Here is a 16,681-nt window from a genome sequence, read left to right as displayed (position 1 = left end):
GAGAGATAGATGCTGACAGTTTTAAATTAACTATAATTTATTAATATCTATATTGAGATATGTAAGACCAGGTAGACATCTGATTTCTTGGGGAGTTATTTTTGATTTTATTTAAAATAATAACTTTAATAGTTATTTAAAAAGATGAATTTTATGTGAGAAGAGAATTACATTTTCTTGTATGAATTTATTCTTTTACTCTATTTTAGATAAAAGATAAAAAAGCTATTGTAATTTGTGACGAAGTTATGTATAATTTAATAAGGGAGTAAACGAAATCACAAGCATATTTGGAGGTAAAAGATGAAAAAATTATTAGTATTAGCAACATTATTAGTATCAGCAACAGCATTTGCAGGTTCAGTTGATTTATTAGACGAATTAAAAGCATTGGATGCTGAATATCAAAACCTATCTGCTCAAGAAGAAGCTAGATTCAACGAAGAAAAAGCTCAAGCAGACGCAGCGAGAGCAGCATTAGCTGAAAATGAAAAAGTTTACGCAGAATTAACTAAGAGAGCTCAAAAATTAACAGCAGAAGCAGACACTAAATTCTACAAACAACAATATCAAGAATTAGCTAAAAAATATGAAAAAGCTCTTCAAAAATTATCAGCAGATATGGAAGGACAAAAAGCTGTTATAGCTGATTTCCAAAAAATCGAATCATTAAGAACTAAATAGTAATTTAGATTAAAAGACCTCGAATTCGAGGTCTTTTTTTCATATAAAAATATATTTAAAATAAAAAACCTCGTGAATTATCACAAGGCTTTATTTTTATTTAAATTGTGTTAGTAACTCTCGGTATTGACGTAATAGAACTTTAAGCATACCTTTTTTAATAAATTGATACCATTTAAATTCCATGTTTTCCATACCTTTAATAGAATCCATAAGCATTCTTTTCATAAATTCAAACTCTTCAAAGCTTAATTTTAATTCTGTAGCTTGTTTATTTTCAGCAACAGATTTAACATAGTCAAAGAAATCTCCTAAAGCTGATGTTTGACCAGCCATAGCTGAAGAAAGAAATTGTTTTTTTACTTCATCTATAAATCTACCAAGAAATTTTTTATTGCTCTTTTCAAGTTTTACAGATATTTTTCTTTTTCCTTTTCCTATTTTCTGAACTGTGTTCATTATCCCCATCATATTTGACATGCTATTTAACTGCATGTGATTCATCGTACTTGGATTAACCCTTTGTGTCTTCATAAATTCCTCCTGTTATATTTGTCCAATTGTGTCTTCTATTTCTTTTATTGAAATGGCCCCAACTCTTATAATCTTTGGAGTCTTTTCACTCATATCGATAATAGTGGATGCTACTCCTACTGGTGATTTACCGCCATCTACCAATATATCAACTCTCTGTTTAAAGACTTCTGAAAGTTCTTCAAAAGATCTAGGTGTTGCTTTACCTGAGATATTAGCACTTGTAGTAGGGAATAATCCTCCAACACTTTGAATAATATCAAGAGATGTTTGTAAATTTGGCATTCTCACTCCTACAGTATCTCCATTAGCTGTCATTATATCTGGAACACATGGTTTTTTCTTAAGAATTATAGTCAGTCCTCCTGGCCAGAATTTTTTTATAAGTTTTTCAATCTTCTCTCTGTTATAGGCTTCTATATATGCGATTTTATCCATTTTAGTAGGATCGCTCACTAAGACTATAAGTGGTGATGAGAAATTACGTTGTTTAGCCGAATAAACGCCTCTAATGGCATCTTCTGATTCCATAATCCCTCCAACTCCGTAAACTGTGTCAGTTGGATAGATAATTAATTTACCTTCTTTTAGAAGTTTACCAATCTCTTCCAGATTGATATTTTCTAAATTATATACATATTGTTTCTTCATAAATAACACCTTACAATCCTTTAAACTTTAAATAATTTTATCATATATAAATAAAAAAAGCTAGTAAAAGTACTAGCTTTTCTATAAAGTGAAATTAAAAATGTTTATTTTTCAATGATAAATCTTTTTTCGAACAATTCAGATACAGATTGATTATTAACTATTCTTTTAATTGCTTCAGCAAGAATAACATCAACAGATAAAATCTTTATCTTATCAAGTTTTTTTCTTTCAGGTAATGCAATTGAGTCAGTAACAATGATTTCTTTTAATGGACAAGCTGCTAATCTTTCAATTGCTGGATCAGAGAATACAGCGTGTGTACAACATGCATAAGCTTCTTTTGCTCCTCTATCAATAATAGCTGCGGCACCATTAGTGATTGTTCCAGCAGTATCAATCATATCATCTATGAATATAGCAGTTTTACCTTGTACTTCACCAATAAGGTTCATAACTTCAGACATATTTGGTTTTGGTCTTCTTTTGTCAATAATAGCAATTTTACAATCTAACCATTCAGCAAGTTTTCTAGCTCTTTTTACTCCACCAATATCAGGAGATACTACTACTACGTCATCTCCATAAAGACCTTTTTGCATGAAATATTTTACCATTAATGGTAAACCTTGCATATGGTCAACTGGGATATCAAAGAATCCTTGAATTTGATCAGCATGTAAATCCATAGTAACTATTCTGCTTGCTCCAGCAGTAGTTAATAAGTTAGCAACTAATTTAGATGTAATAGGTTCTCTAGGATTAGATTTTCTATCTTGTCTTGCATAACCATAATAAGGCATAATTACGTTTATGCTTTTTGCAGATGCTCTTTTTAGTGCATCAATGAAAATTAAAAGTTCCATTAAGTTTTCATTAACAGGTTCTGAAGTTGATTGTACTACGAATACATCTCTTCCTCTTACTGTTTCATCAATCTTAACAAATACTTCACCATCTTTAAATCTTACTACTTCAGCTTTTCCTAAAGGTAGTCCATACTTCTCAGCTATTTTTATAGCTAAATCTCTGTTCGAAGTTCCAGCGAAAATTTTTACATTTTCAGAATTAATCATTTTTTTATTTCCTCCAGTCACTTTTAATAATTTGCTTACTTCTTGATACAGCTAATGATTTATCAGGAACGTCTTTGGTAATTACTGATCCAGCTCCAACAAGTGCTTTTTCACCAATTGTAACTGGAGCAACTAACATAGAATCGCTTCCAATAAATGCCTCTTTCCCTATTATAGTTTTAAACTTGTTTACACCATCATAGTTGCAAGTTATAGTTCCTGCACCAATATTGGTATTTTCTCCAACCTGTGCATCTCCCAAGTAAGTAAGATGTCCAGCTTTTACTCCTTTTTCAAGAGTTGATTTTTTAACTTCCACAAAGTTTCCAATGTGTACTTTTTCTTTTAAGTGTGCCTTTGGTCTTAAGTGCGCAAATGGTCCCATAGTAACGCCATTTTCAAGTATACTTTCTTCAATTACTGAACTTTCTATTCTTATGTTATCTTTTAATATGCTATCAATAATTCTTGTTGCACCGATAAGTTCGCAATTTTCTCCAATTTCTGTATTTCCTTGAATCATAACTCCAGGATAGATGACAGTGTCTTTTCCAATTTTTACATTTTCTTCAATATATGTATTGTCAGGATCAATTATAATGACTCCATCTTCCATTAGAGAAAGATTTTTTCTATCTCTTAGCACTTTTCCAGCTTGTGCAAGTTCTACTTTAGAGTTAACTCCAAGTACTTCCACGCTGTCTTCAAGAATAAAACTTTGAACTTTTTTATTCTCTTTAACTTGAATACCAATTACATCAGTAAGATAGTATTCACCTTTTTCATTGTTATTATCAATTTTATCTAGAGCTTTAAATAACTCTTTTGCGTTAAAACAGTAAACTCCTGCATTAACTTCTTTTATTTTCTTAACTTCATCTGAAGCTTCTTTCTCTTCAATAATAGCTTTCACTAAACCATTTTCTTTAATGATTCTTCCATATCCGAAAGGATTATCATATATTGCAGTAAGAAGTGTTGTCACTGCACCAGAAGATTTGTGAAATTCATAAAGTGATTTTAATGTTTCAGCTCTAAGTAGTGGTGTATCACCATATAGAACCATTACATCTCCATCATAGTCTTTAAGTTTTTCTTTAGCCTGCATAACTGCATGCCCAGTTCCTAATTGTTCATTTTGAAGTACATAACTTGTATCTTCTCCAAGTACTTTTAAAACTTCTTCTTTCTTATATCCTAAAATAAGTATATTTTCCTCAGAATCAATTTTATTAAGAACACTTAATATTTGAGAAATCATAGGTCTTCCATTAACTTTGTGTATTATTTTTGGAATGTTTGATTTCATTCTTGTGCCTTTCCCAGCTGCTAAAATTAATGTTTTTAACTTCATAAAAGCTCTCCTTTAAACTACACTTCACACAATTACAATGTGAGTTCACACTGTGTCATGCACGAAGCAGATTATATCATATTTGTATAATTAATTCAAGAATAAGATTATTCTTTTACTAATTTTTCATATGCCTCATTTATTTCTTTTAATTTATTTTCATGATACTCTTTTTCTCTTGGATTATTTGCAAACTTATCAGGGTGGTGTTGTTTAACAAGATCCCTGTAAGCTTTCTTTATTTCATCTTTTGTAGCTCCCTTTGATACACCCAAAATCTCGTAGTATTTTGTTAAATCTTCAGTATATCCAAAAGGATTGTTGTTTGTTCCATTATAGTAACCTCCACCTTGCTGATATCCACCGCTGTAGTTACCACTGGCTCTTCTAAAGAACTCTTCAAAATCCTGAGCTCCACTATTATCCCATTTATAGTAATATGTACGTCTGTTTGGTCTAGGTCGATTTCTGTTTATTAGATACCATACTAATAAAATGAATAGTATTGGGAAAAAGAAGTATCCCACAAAAAGTATCACAAGAAATAATACAAAAAGAAATGGCAAAGTTGAAATAGATCTATTTATTCCCATGTTAAGCGTAAGAAAAATAAATAAAATCAGTACTATTATCAAAGCTGTGCTTCCCATTATTTGTCTCCTTTTAAACTCATTGAAACTACTGTTTCAATCTATCTTTTAAATTTTCTATTTTAGTTTTAATTTTTTTATTTCTAGGGTCAATCTCATATGCAATTGTGTATTCTTTTATTGCTCTGTCTAAAAGCCCCATAGCCTCATATTTTTTTGCAAAATCAAGATGTGCTTTGTATATGTCTAAATCCAAGAAAATAGCAATGTCATAGTTGTTAACAGCCTGGATAACTTTACCAACTCTTGAATAAGCGTTTCCTAAAAGGAAATATACAAAAGCATTATTAGGATTCAAGTCAAGAGATTTTTCGAAAAAACTAATAGCTTTTTCGTACTCCTCTTTTTCAAAATAAAGATATCCTAAAAAAGAATACTGATTAGAAACATCCACTATCTGCAGGATTTTATGATAAAGTGCAATAGCACCATCGTAATCACCTTTATGGTACATGAGAATGGCAAGTTCTTCCATTTTCTTAATGTTTCCAGGATCATTTAAAAGATCAAATCTCAAATTTTCTTCTTTAGTTGTAATTTTGTTTGAATCCATTTGAGTAAATATTTCATCTATAAAAAGCTTTCCAGTCAATACATTCAACCTCCCCCAAAGAGTCTCTATCATATTATATCATATTATGTTCATATATATATAGCTTTTTTATACAAAAAAGAATGCAAAAATTGGAAATTTAAAATCAAAGAAGGTGACCCATAAGAAGTCACCTTTTTATTTAAATAGATTAGAATGTATAGATGATTCCACTACCTAGCATAAAGATGACATCTTTATCTGCAATAGGTGAGTCTGAAATCTCGTCAGAAAGTTTTGTAACACCAGTAAATCCAGTGATAGAAAGGCTATTAGTTAGTTTATAGTTACCTAAAAGACCTATACCATATCTATAGGCTCCTTTACCATCATAAGTTTCTTTTATGTGTTGTCTATTAAGTTCGTGTGGTTCTACACCAAAATAATAGTCAATAAAGTCTGAATCATAGTAAGTATATGTTACAGTTGGGATTACAGTAAAATTAGGAGTGATAAAGTAAGGCTTGCTTACTCTTAAGTTAAAGTTTCCTCCTTTTTCACCATACTCAGCTGAAACAGATGTTACTACATCATAAAAACCTGGGTAGTAAGTAAATTCTACTCCTCCCATTACTTTAGTATGTCTATCGTCTATACTCTTGTATCCAGATTTCATATCTTTACTTTTTACATTATATCCGCCAAAAGGAACACCATATAGAGAAAGTACGTAGTTATCTCTTTCAAGTAAATTGTATCCTAACTCAATACCATAGGCATTGTCCCCTTTAATAAAAAAGTCATCATATTTGAAATTTACAAGAGGGAGAACATAGTTATTTTTGTTACTGTGATATATTGGGGATGTCACTCCATAACCAATACCTATATCATTAGCAAGTGAAAGTTGTGGAAGTAGCATAAGCATTCCAAATAATAATGATAATTTTTTCATGTAAATTCCTCCCTGTTTTTATTACTATATTATATATAGTTTGTTGTCTATTTTATTGTAACATCTTTTTATAAATAAATAAAGGATTAGATGTGTTTATTTTAATCACCTAGTATTATATAAAAAAGGAATAATAGGAAAAATATAGTAGATATAAATACGAGACTAAGTTGCTTTAGTGGGCATAAAATGATTTTTTAATACAATTAGACATCTTTTTATACATATATATTTTAATAAATATATTATTAAATCATTGACACTTTGATATAGTTATGGTATATTTTAATCAGAATTTATACAACATTTTAGACAAGTTGTTTTAAAAACTCAGGAGGTAAAAATATGAAATACGCTGAAGAAGGTTTACAATATCATATTAACTTAAGAAAAGGAGATGTTGGTAAGTATGTAATACTTCCAGGAGATCCAAAACGTTGTGCAAAAATTGCAAAATATTTTGATGATGCAAAACTTGTAGCAGATCACAGAGAGTATGTAACTTATACAGGATACCTTGATGGAGTTAAAGTAAGTGTAACTTCTACAGGAATCGGAGGACCATCAGCAGCAATAGCATTAGAAGAGCTTGTAAAAGCTGGAGCAGACACTTTCTTACGTGTTGGAACATGTGGAGGAATGCAAAAAGAGATTATGGGGGGAGATCTTGTAATCGCTACTGGAGCTATCCGTATGGAAGGAACAAGTAAGGAATATGCACCAATAGAATATCCAGCAGTTGCAGATTTAGACATAGCAAATGCATTAGTAGGTGCAGCAAAAGAACTTGGTAAAAAATATCATGTTGGAGTAGTTGAATGTAAAGACTCTTTCTATGGACAACATGAACCAGAAACAAAACCAGTAAGTTATGAATTAATGAACAAATGGAATGCATGGATACGTTTAGGATGTAAAGCATCTGAAATGGAATCAGCTGCATTATTTATAGTTGGAAGTTATTTAAATGTACGTGTAGGATCATCATTCTTAGTTGTAGCTAATCAGGAAAGAGAAAAACTTGGACTTGAAAATCCAGTAGTTCATGATACTGAAGCAGCAATAATAACAACTATTCAAGCTATACGTAACCTTATTAAAGAAGATAAAGCAAAAGGTATTTTATAATTAGATTAATAAAAAGATGGAGGAACAATGAAAGGTATTATAACTCTAGTGGGGATAGTTTTATTATTAGGTCTTATGTATCTTATTTCATCAAAGAAGAAGGATGTAAAGATAAATATTGTAATAAAGGCAATGATAGCACAGTTTATTATAGCGATACTTCTTGTAAAATTCCCATATGGAAGAATAGTTGTATCAAAGATATCAGATGTAGTTACAGAGATATTAAATTATGGAATAAATGGACTTTCTTTTGTATTTGGAAGTCTTGCTGACCCAGGACAAGCTACTGGCTTTATATTTATGGTAGTAGTTTTAGGTAATATAGTATTTTTATCAGCATTTGTTGCAGCACTATTTTATTTAGGAATCTTAGGATTTATTGTTAAAGTGATTGGAAAAGTTGTTGGAAAGTTCTTAGGAACAAGTCAGGTGGAAAGCTTCGTTGCAGTAGCAAATATGTTTTTAGGACAAACTGAAAGCCCTATCCTTGTAAGTAAATATTTAGGAAACATGACTCAAAGTGAGATTATGGTAGTTCTTGTATCAGGAATGGGAAGTATGTCAGCTACAATTATCGGAGGATATGTAGCATTAGGTATCCCTATGGAATATCTTTTAATTGCTTCTTCACTTGTACCATTAGGAAGTATAGCTATCTCTAAGATACTTCTTCCAGAGACAGAAAAAGCAAAGATAGTTGAAAATGTAAGCATGGATAGAAAAGGTCACCACGAAAATATAATTTCTGCAATCAGTGAAGGTGCAGTAAGTGGAATGAATACAGCTATAGCAATAGCTGCATCTCTAATAGCTTTCATCTCATTAATAGCTTTAGTAAATGGAATTCTTGGAATATTTGGATTAAGTCTTGAAAAAATATTCTCTTATGTATTCTCACCACTTGGATTCTTTATGGGACTGGATGGAAACAACATCTTCCTTGCTGGAGAACTTTTAGGATACAAACTTGTATTAAACGAATTTATAGCTTTCCAAAAATTAGGACAGCTAATTCAAGCATTAGATTACAGAACTGGACTTATTATCAGTATAGCACTAGCTGGATTTGCTAACTTCTCAAGTATGGGAATCTGCATATCAGGAATTTCAGTTCTATGTCCAGATAAAAGAAGAGTACTTGCTAGACTTGCATTTAAAGCAATGATAGGTGGATTTGCAGTAAGTGTACTAAGTGCTATGATAGTTGCATTTATAACATCATTCTAGTTATAAATCATCTTATATGATATTATGTAATTGGGGGATTAAAAATGGATATTTTTAAAGAGTATAAAGATATACTAGATAAAGCATTTGAAGCAATGGAAAATGCATATGCACCATATTCAAAATATCATGTTGGAGCATGTGTAAAAACTAAAGATGGAAAGTATCATATAGGTGCTAATATAGAAAATGCATCATATGGACTTACAAACTGTGCTGAGAGAAGTACACTATTTCATGTATACTCTCTTGGATATAGACAAAAAGATATTGAGTCTATGGCTCTTGTAACTGGAGGAAATACTCTAGGAACACCTTGTGGAGCTTGTAGACAGGTAATGGTAGAGCTTTTAAATAGAGATACACCTGTAGTTATTGCTAATAAACACAATAAAGCTATGGTAACAACTATTGAAGAACTTTTACCATATTCATTTACTGATGATGATTTAAAATAGGAGGAAATTATAATGACACCACATAATAACGCGAAATTAGGAGATATAGCTAAAAACGTTTTAATGCCAGGAGACCCACTAAGAGCTAAATTTATAGCTGAGACTTTTCTTAAAGATGTAAGACAAGTTAATACAGTTAGAAATATGTTTGCATTTACTGGAACATACAAAGGAAAAGAGATAACTGTTATGGGTTCAGGAATGGGAATGGCATCAATAGGAATTTACTCATATGAATTATTCAAATTCTACGGAGTTGAAAATATAATAAGAGTTGGATCAGCTGGAGCTTATATTGACTCACTTGATCTATATGACGTTGTACTTGCAAACAGTGCTTGGAGCCAATCAACATTTGCACGTACTCAAAATGGATATAATGAAGATACTGAATATCCAAGTGAAGCATTAAATGAAAAAATTAAAAAAGCAGCTGGAAAATTAAATATTCCTTTACACTTAGAAAAATTACACTCAAGTGATGTATTCTATACAGAATCAAATGTTGACGGATATAAAGAAATAAGTGAAAAATATGGATGTGCTTGTGTAGAGATGGAAAGTTTCGCACTATTCCATAATGCAAAAGTATTAGGTAAAAATGCAGCTTGCTTACTTACAATCTCAGATTCATTTACTTCACAAAAACAAACAACTGCTGAAGAAAGACAAACAGCTTTTACTAAAATGATAGAGATAGCTTTAGAAACTTTTGTTGATTAATTGAGGAGAATAAAATGAAAAAATATAAAAGAATATTTGTCATAGTAATGGATTCATTAGGAATAGGAGCTATGAAAGATTCTGCTAAATATGGAGATATTGGAGTTGATACTTTAGGACATATTGCTCAATCAGTTCCATCTTTAGATATTCCTAATTTACAAAAAATGGGAATAGCAAATCTTCATCCAATAAAACATGTGGAAAAAGTTGAAAAACCAATAGGTTATTATGCAGCTTTAAATGAAGCAAGTGTTGGAAAAGATACTATGACAGGACACTGGGAAATGATGGGACTTCATATTCAAAAACCTTTCCAAACTTTTACTGACACAGGATTTCCAAAAGAATTAATTTCTGAACTTGAGAAAAGATGTGGAAGAAAGATAGTTGGAAACAAATCTGCAAGTGGAACAGCAATACTTGATGAATATGGAGAACATGAAATAGCAACAGGGGATATGATAGTTTATACAAGTGCTGACTCAGTTCTACAAATATGTGGACATGAGAAATATATGGGACTTGACAATCTATATAAATATTGTGAAATTGCAAGAGAACTTACTATGAAAGATGAATGGAAAGTAGGTCGTATCATTGCAAGACCTTATATAGGAGAGAAAAAGGGAGAGTTTGTAAGAACTTCTAATAGACATGACTATGCTTTAAAACCTTATGGAAGAACAGCATTAAATGCATTAAAAGATGCAGGTTTAGATGTTATCTCTGTAGGTAAAATAGCAGATATATTTGTTGAAGAAGGAATTACTAAAGCTTATAAATCAAAAAGTTCAGTTCATGGAATGGAACAGACTATTGAGATATCAAATGAAGACTTTACAGGACTTTGTTTTGTAAACTTAGTTGACTTTGATGCTCTTTGGGGACATAGAAGAAATCCACAAGGATATGGTCAAGAGATAGAAAAATTTGATAAGAATTTAGGAGTTTTACTTCCAAAATTAAAAGAGGATGATCTTTTAATTATAACAGCTGACCATGGTAATGACCCAACTTACACAGGAACAGACCATACAAGAGAACAGGTACCATTCTTAGCTTATTCACCATCTATGAAAGGTGATGGAGATCTTGGAACTTTTGATACTTTTGCAATAATAGGAAATACTATTGCAGATAACTTTGATGTAAAGATGCCTGAGAATACAATTGGACATTCTATACTTGAAAAATTGAAATAGAAAGGGATTTGTATATGGATAAGAAAGAGATATTAAAAATAGTAGACCACACACTTTTAGGACAAGCTTCTACTTGGAATGAGATAAAACAAATACTTGATGATGGAATAAAATATGGAACAGCTTCTGCATGTATTCCAGCTTCATTTGTAAAGAGAGCTAAGGATTATGTAGGAGATAAACTTCCTATCTGTACAGTTATTGGGTTCCCAAATGGATATAATACAACAGCTGTAAAAGTATTTGAAACTGAAGATGCTATAAAAAATGGTGCTCAAGAGATAGATATGGTTATCAATGTTGGAGATCTAAAAGATAAAAGATATGATGCTATATTAGATGAGATAAAAGCAATACATAAAGCATGTAATGGACATATATTAAAAGTTATTATTGAAACTGCACTTTTAACTGAAGAAGAAAAAATTAAAATGTGTGAAATAGTAACTGAAGCTGGAGCTGAATATATTAAAACATCAACTGGATTTTCAACAGGAGGAGCAACATTTGAAGATGTAGCTCTAATGAAAAAACATGTTGGAAAAAATGTTAAAATAAAAGCAGCTGGAGGAATCTCTTCACTTGAAGATGCTGAAAAGTTTATGGAGCTTGGAGCTAATAGACTTGGAACAAGCAGAATTGTAAAAATTATTAAAGGTGAAGAAGCAAAAGGATATTAATAGCTTATTATAGAAGAAAAAGGGGGAGCCGACCCCCTTTTTATATTACAAATATTATCATTTTGTGATAAACTAGAAAAAGGTATTATTAAACAAAGGATTATTTAATAAGGAGGAAACAATCATATGAGGTTAGGGTCAATTGAAGCAGGAGGAACAAAGTTTGTCTGTGCTATAGGAAATGAAAATGGAGAAGTATTTGAAAGAGGAGTATTTCCTACTACATCTCCTGAAGAAACAATGGAAAAAGTTATTGAGTTTTTTAAAGGTAAAGAGATTGAAGCAATGGGTGTTGGATGCTTTGGTCCTTTAAGTTTAAATCCAAAAAATAAAGATTATGGAGCTATAACAACTACACCAAAAGTATTGTGGCAAAATTATAATATTGTAAATAAGCTTAAAGAACATTTTAATATTCCAATAGGTTTTGATACAGATGTAAACATAGCTGCACTTGGAGAGTACACATGGGGAGGAGCTAAAGGTCTTGATTCATGTTTTTATATGACAGTTGGAACTGGAGTTGGAGCTGGAATAATAGCTGAAGGAAAAATGATACATGGACTTTTACATCCTGAGGTAGGGCATATGATAGTTCCAAAACATCCAGAAGATGATTTTGAAGGGATATGTCCATTTCATAAAAATTGTCTTGAAGGTCTTGCTTGTGGTCCTGCAATTGAAAAAAGATGGGGTAAAAAAGGTCATGAATTGCCTGCTGATCATAAAGCATGGGATATTGAGGCTTACTATCTTTCAATAGCAGTAGTTGAAACAATAGTTATGCTTTCACCTGAAAAAATAATATTAGGTGGAGGAGTAATGAAGCAGTCTCAACTCTTTGAAAAAATAAGAAAACAGGTTAAAGAGATGCTAAATGGATATATCAATGTATCTGAAATAACTGAAAATATTGATGAATATATTATCTATCCAAAATTAGGGGATAATGCTGGAATATCAGGAGGATTAGCACTAGCTAAACAGGTTTTACAAAAATAGGAGGGAAAATGTATCCAATTAAATTTGAAAAACATCTGGTAAAAAAAGTATGGGGAGGACGTGAGTTTGAAACTATACTTGGAATTTCCCTCCCTGAAAATGAAAAAATAGGGGAATCATGGGAAGTTAGTTGCCATAAGAATGGACTTTCTATAATAAAAAATGGAGAGTTCAAAGGAAAAACTTTAGAAGAGATTGTAAAAGAATATAAAGGTGAAATTTTAGGTGAGGAGATATATGATAAATATGGAGATAAATTTCCTCTGCTTATAAAATTTTTAGATATCAATGACAGACTTTCTGTACAGGTTCATCCAGATGATAAATATGCTCTTGAAAAAGAGGGAGAGTTTGGAAAAAGTGAGTGTTGGTATATTTTAGATGCAAGTAGTGATGCCAGACTTATTTTAGGAATAAAAGATGGAATAGATAGAGAAAACTTTATTGAAAAAAGTAGAAAACGTGATTTTACAGATCTATTTAACTGCGTATCTGTAAAAAAAGGTGATTTTATAAATATTACACCTGGTCTTGTGCATGCAAGTTTAAGTGGAAGTATATTACTATGTGAAATACAGCAAAACTCAGATACTACATATAGAATATATGACTTTGACAGAGTTGTAGATGGTAAATTAAGACCTTTGCACCTGGATAAGGCATATGATGTTATAGAGTTTGATAAAAAGCCTGAAATGAGTAGAGAAGAGGACAGGGAGAAAATAGAAGTTTCCAGAGGAAGTAAAGAGCTTCTTGTTAAATCTCCATATTTTACAGTTGAAAAGATTAAACTAAAAGGTAAGTATAGAGATGAAAAGTACAAGAACTTTAAAATCTATTCAGTAATAGATGGAGAGGGGTCAGTTAGAACTGAGGAAAAAATCTATAGAATAGGAAAAGGAGAGACTCTGTTTATACCAGCTAATCTGGAAGTAACATTAGATGGAAATATAGAGATATTAAAATCATATATATAATAAAAAGTACGGCTTTTGCCGTACTTTTTTAGTGAGTGTTAATTAATTAAAGGAAGTTTTCGTTAAAATAAATCATTAGAGCTTCATATTCACGCTTAGTAGAAGCTACTGTATATATATCTATTCTAAATCCTCCAACAGAAGTTTTCATTTCTAAAGCAAGAGTGCTTTCGAAATCATCACTGTCAAGAATAAAGAATTTAGAAACTTTTAATTTTCTATTTGGGTTATAGAATACCACTTTTAACTTATTAACATATGGAGATGCTTTTAACATCTTTATCATATCTTCAAGTTCAGGTGGTCTTGCAGTAATTGTAGAAGAAGGAATCTCTTTATCGTTGATATTTACATTTGTTGTTCTTCTAGGAAGATGATGTGAGTTTTTGACAGTTTTTAGATAATAATATCCAATAGCAGATAACTCAACATATTCTTTTCCATCTATAATTCTGTCTTCTATAAAATAGCTAAGTTCTACTTCCTGCTGTAAGTATTCTTCAACTTTAGCTTTTTCAACTGGTTTGCTAGATGCAATTTTGTTGAAAAATTCTTTATTTTCAAGATAGTAGTTGTAGTCTATTTTAATAGGTAGTGGTGGTATTTCAGTAACGTCTTCAAATTCTCTAAACATGAAATATGATTTGATACCAAGAATTTGAGCCATAAGACTTACCATAAATATTTCAGCTGTATATCCACCAACAGTGCAAACAGCAATATTATATTTGTTAATTACTTTATCAACAATGTTACTGATTTCTTCAACAAGATTTTTAAGTCCTTCAGTTCTAAATTCAACTGGGTGTCTTTTATCAACTTTGCTTATTGATTTTCTTGTAACCTCTTTTACAATTCCTTTTTTTAGGAAAAACTCTTCAAGAACTTCTCCCGCAAGTTTACCATTTACTGTATCATGGTTAATCATATAAAGGTGTTCTCCAGAGAAGATACCCTTCTCTCTAAGATTTTCTACTGAGATAATCTCAGAAGCGTATCTCTTGTCTCTGAAGTCCTCTATTCTTTCTTCTTCATAAAATTTTAAAATGTTTTCTTTGGTGATATCTTTATTTTCATTATGGGCGATATAGTTCTCTATTAAACTAGTACCCACTGTAATAATCAGATTATCCAAATGTATCCCTCCTATCTTTAATAAAAAAATCTCTATACCTAGTTAATACCCTTAAAAACTGATTTTGTCAATACTAAAGATAGATTCTAAGGGCCTACATATCTCTGCAAGCTATTATATCTGCACCTGTTCCAAGTACGTCTTTAATAAGCACTTGACCGTGTTTAACAGGAGATTTTACTACGATATTATTTAGAAGTTCCATACATTTAAAATTTAATTCTTTAGGAATACTTGTACTTGTTTTAACAGGTAGTCTTTTGTGAATTCCACCTTCAATTTTTACTGTAGAAGTGATAACTCTTTTTGGAGCTGTAAGTTCTTCTTTTGCATAAGCTTCACCTCTAGGGCAAGTGTTTCCAGTTACCTCTAAAGTTTTAGTGTCTATTTCAAGATGACATCCCATAGGACATACAATACATACCATTTCTTTTATCATATTACTTATCTCCTTTCTCTTCTACAAGAGTAACTACCAGTTCTTTACCTTGAACACCTTCTAATAGTTTTTTAGGAACCATAACTTTTTCCATTTCTCCTGGAGCAAGGTGTTGTTTTTTCATGTTAACTAATACTCTGTCTCCATCTTTAACTTGAAGTCTCATATTTTTGTAGATATTGTTTACTCTCATTGAAATTTCAAGAGCGTTTTCTATATTTTCCAATCTGTATTTTTGAGGGACTGTATATGTAATTCCAAATCCAGTTTTAAGTTCTACATATTCTCCATCAACAGCTTCATCTTTAATATACTTAGCAGCAGCTTTACCAGCTTTTCTAGCTTCAGCACTAACGAAGTCAACAAGGTCATGAACGTGTACAACGTTTCCACAAGCAAATATTCCTGGGATACTTGTTTCCATCATTTCATTAACAATTGGTCCAGATGTTCTTCTGTCAATTGCAATTCCAGTGTTTCTAGAAATATCATTTTCTGGGATTAATCCAACAGAAAGAAGTAATGTATCACAATCATATTCTATTTCAGTACCTGGAATAGGTCTTCTATTTTCATCAACTTTTGCTATTACAACTTTGTTAAGTCTTTCTTTTCCCTGAATATCAATTACTGTGTGGCTTAGATATAAAGGAATATTATAGTCATTTAGACATTGAGCAATGTTTCTTGCAAGTCCTCCTGAGAATGGCATAAGTTCAACAACTGCTTTAACTTCTGCTCCTTCAAGAGTCATTCTTCTTGCCATAATTAATCCGATATCTCCAGATCCAAGGATAACTACTTTTTTACCAACCATGTATCCTTCCATGTTTATAAATCTTTGAGCTGTACCAGCTGTAAAGATTCCTGCAGGTCTTTCACCTGGAATAGATATAGCTCCTCTAGTTCTTTCTCTACATCCCATTGCAAGGATAACAGCTTTAGCTTCAATAGCCATATATCCATCTTTTGTATTTATAGCATGAACCATTTTTTCAGGAGTGATATCAAGTACCATTGTATCAAGTTTATACTCTATATTCATTTTTGCTAATTCTTTTATAAATCTTTCAGCATACTCAGGACCTGTTAATTCTTCTTTGAATTCGTGTAATCCGAATCCATTGTGGATACATTGTTGTAAAATTCCACCAAGTTCTTTATCTCTTTCTATTACTAAAATACTGTCTACACCATTTTTCTTTGCTTCTATTGCAGCAGCAAGACCTCCTGGTCCTCCACCTATTACAACTAAATCAAATTTCATA

At 31.3% G+C, this 16,681-nt stretch carries 19 protein-coding genes; 9 read left to right on the top strand and 10 right to left on the bottom strand.

The annotated features are described in order from the left end of the window. Positions 1-303: 303 nt before the first annotated feature. On the top strand, positions 304-684 hold the full coding sequence (locus tag IX290_RS01035) for an adhesion protein FadA (RefSeq protein ID WP_211491366.1): 381 nt from the start codon (positions 304-306) through the stop codon (positions 682-684). A 96-nt stretch (positions 685-780) separates the two neighbouring features. Here IX290_RS01035 and IX290_RS01030 read toward each other — a convergent pair whose 3' ends face one another. The 7 genes from IX290_RS01030 to IX290_RS01000 form a co-directional block, all read right to left on the bottom strand. Continuing rightward, positions 781-1,218, bottom strand: a complete 438-nt coding sequence (locus tag IX290_RS01030) for a hypothetical protein (RefSeq protein WP_211491365.1) — start codon at positions 1,216-1,218, stop codon at positions 781-783. A 12-nt stretch (positions 1,219-1,230) separates the two neighbouring features. Next, on the bottom strand, positions 1,231-1,869 hold the full coding sequence (locus IX290_RS01025) for an L-threonylcarbamoyladenylate synthase (RefSeq protein ID WP_211491364.1): 639 nt from the start codon (positions 1,867-1,869) through the stop codon (positions 1,231-1,233). A 104-nt stretch (positions 1,870-1,973) separates the two neighbouring features. After that, complete coding sequence (locus IX290_RS01020) at positions 1,974-2,945, bottom strand: ribose-phosphate diphosphokinase (RefSeq protein WP_211491363.1); 972 nt, start codon at positions 2,943-2,945, stop codon at positions 1,974-1,976. Between the two features lie 4 nt (positions 2,946-2,949). Next, positions 2,950-4,299 carry a bifunctional UDP-N-acetylglucosamine diphosphorylase/glucosamine-1-phosphate N-acetyltransferase GlmU gene (gene glmU / locus IX290_RS01015; RefSeq protein WP_211491362.1) on the bottom strand — a complete coding sequence of 450 codons (1,350 nt, stop codon included), beginning with the start codon at positions 4,297-4,299 and terminating at the stop codon, positions 2,950-2,952. 107 nt (positions 4,300-4,406) lie between these two features. Beyond that, positions 4,407-4,949 (bottom strand): DnaJ domain-containing protein, encoded by a 543-nt coding sequence (locus tag IX290_RS11720; RefSeq protein WP_283026266.1) that lies wholly within the window; start codon positions 4,947-4,949, stop codon positions 4,407-4,409. Between the two features lie 28 nt (positions 4,950-4,977). Further along, on the bottom strand, positions 4,978-5,541 hold the full coding sequence (locus tag IX290_RS01005) for a tetratricopeptide repeat protein (protein WP_249168785.1): 564 nt from the start codon (positions 5,539-5,541) through the stop codon (positions 4,978-4,980). Between the two features lie 151 nt (positions 5,542-5,692). After that, entirely contained in the window at positions 5,693-6,436 is a 744-nt protein-coding gene (locus IX290_RS01000; RefSeq protein ID WP_211491361.1) for a MipA/OmpV family protein, read from the bottom strand. Positions 6,437-6,781: 345 nt separating this feature from the next. On the opposite strand from IX290_RS01000, the gene udp reads away from it, so the two are divergent. From udp to manA, 8 genes are all read left to right on the top strand, one after another. Then, entirely contained in the window at positions 6,782-7,564 is a 783-nt protein-coding gene (gene udp / locus IX290_RS00995; protein ID WP_211491360.1) for a uridine phosphorylase, read from the top strand. Between the two features lie 27 nt (positions 7,565-7,591). Further along, a complete protein-coding gene (locus IX290_RS00990) occupies positions 7,592-8,794 on the top strand; it encodes a nucleoside transporter C-terminal domain-containing protein (RefSeq protein ID WP_211491359.1) in 1,203 nt (400 codons plus the stop codon). A 44-nt stretch (positions 8,795-8,838) separates the two neighbouring features. Beyond that, positions 8,839-9,252 (top strand): cytidine deaminase, encoded by a 414-nt coding sequence (gene cdd, locus IX290_RS00985; protein ID WP_211491358.1) that lies wholly within the window; start codon positions 8,839-8,841, stop codon positions 9,250-9,252. A gap of 9 nt (positions 9,253-9,261) precedes the next feature. Then, a complete protein-coding gene (gene deoD, locus IX290_RS00980) occupies positions 9,262-9,975 on the top strand; it encodes a purine-nucleoside phosphorylase (protein WP_211491369.1) in 714 nt (237 codons plus the stop codon). Between the two features lie 14 nt (positions 9,976-9,989). Then, the gene (locus tag IX290_RS00975) at positions 9,990-11,180 is read left to right on the top strand and encodes a phosphopentomutase (protein WP_211491357.1); all 1,191 of its coding nucleotides are present in this window, start codon (positions 9,990-9,992) and stop codon (positions 11,178-11,180) included. Between the two features lie 14 nt (positions 11,181-11,194). Then, positions 11,195-11,860, top strand: coding sequence for a deoxyribose-phosphate aldolase (gene deoC / locus IX290_RS00970; RefSeq protein WP_211491356.1), 666 nt, complete (start codon positions 11,195-11,197; stop codon positions 11,858-11,860). A 126-nt stretch (positions 11,861-11,986) separates the two neighbouring features. Next, positions 11,987-12,862 (top strand): ROK family protein, encoded by an 876-nt coding sequence (locus IX290_RS00965; protein WP_211491355.1) that lies wholly within the window; start codon positions 11,987-11,989, stop codon positions 12,860-12,862. An 8-nt stretch (positions 12,863-12,870) separates the two neighbouring features. Continuing rightward, positions 12,871-13,839 carry a mannose-6-phosphate isomerase, class I gene (manA, locus tag IX290_RS00960; protein ID WP_211491354.1) on the top strand — a complete coding sequence of 323 codons (969 nt, stop codon included), beginning with the start codon at positions 12,871-12,873 and terminating at the stop codon, positions 13,837-13,839. Between the two features lie 46 nt (positions 13,840-13,885). Here manA and IX290_RS00955 read toward each other — a convergent pair whose 3' ends face one another. From IX290_RS00955 to IX290_RS00945, 3 genes are all read right to left on the bottom strand, one after another. Beyond that, the gene (locus IX290_RS00955) at positions 13,886-14,974 is read right to left on the bottom strand and encodes an antitoxin (protein ID WP_211491353.1); all 1,089 of its coding nucleotides are present in this window, start codon (positions 14,972-14,974) and stop codon (positions 13,886-13,888) included. A gap of 94 nt (positions 14,975-15,068) precedes the next feature. Continuing rightward, positions 15,069-15,413, bottom strand: coding sequence for a DUF1667 domain-containing protein (locus tag IX290_RS00950; RefSeq protein WP_211491352.1), 345 nt, complete (start codon positions 15,411-15,413; stop codon positions 15,069-15,071). A 1-nt stretch (position 15,414) separates the two neighbouring features. Further along, positions 15,415-16,680, bottom strand: a complete 1,266-nt coding sequence (locus IX290_RS00945; protein WP_211491351.1) for an FAD-dependent oxidoreductase — start codon at positions 16,678-16,680, stop codon at positions 15,415-15,417. Between the last annotated feature and the right edge of the window lies 1 nt (position 16,681).

This window comes from Fusobacterium sp. DD2, from assembly GCF_018205345.1.
Lineage (GTDB): Bacteria > Fusobacteriota > Fusobacteriia > Fusobacteriales > Fusobacteriaceae > Fusobacterium_A.
Note: the sequence above shows the minus strand (reverse complement) of the source record. Positions and strands in the feature narration are given on the sequence as shown.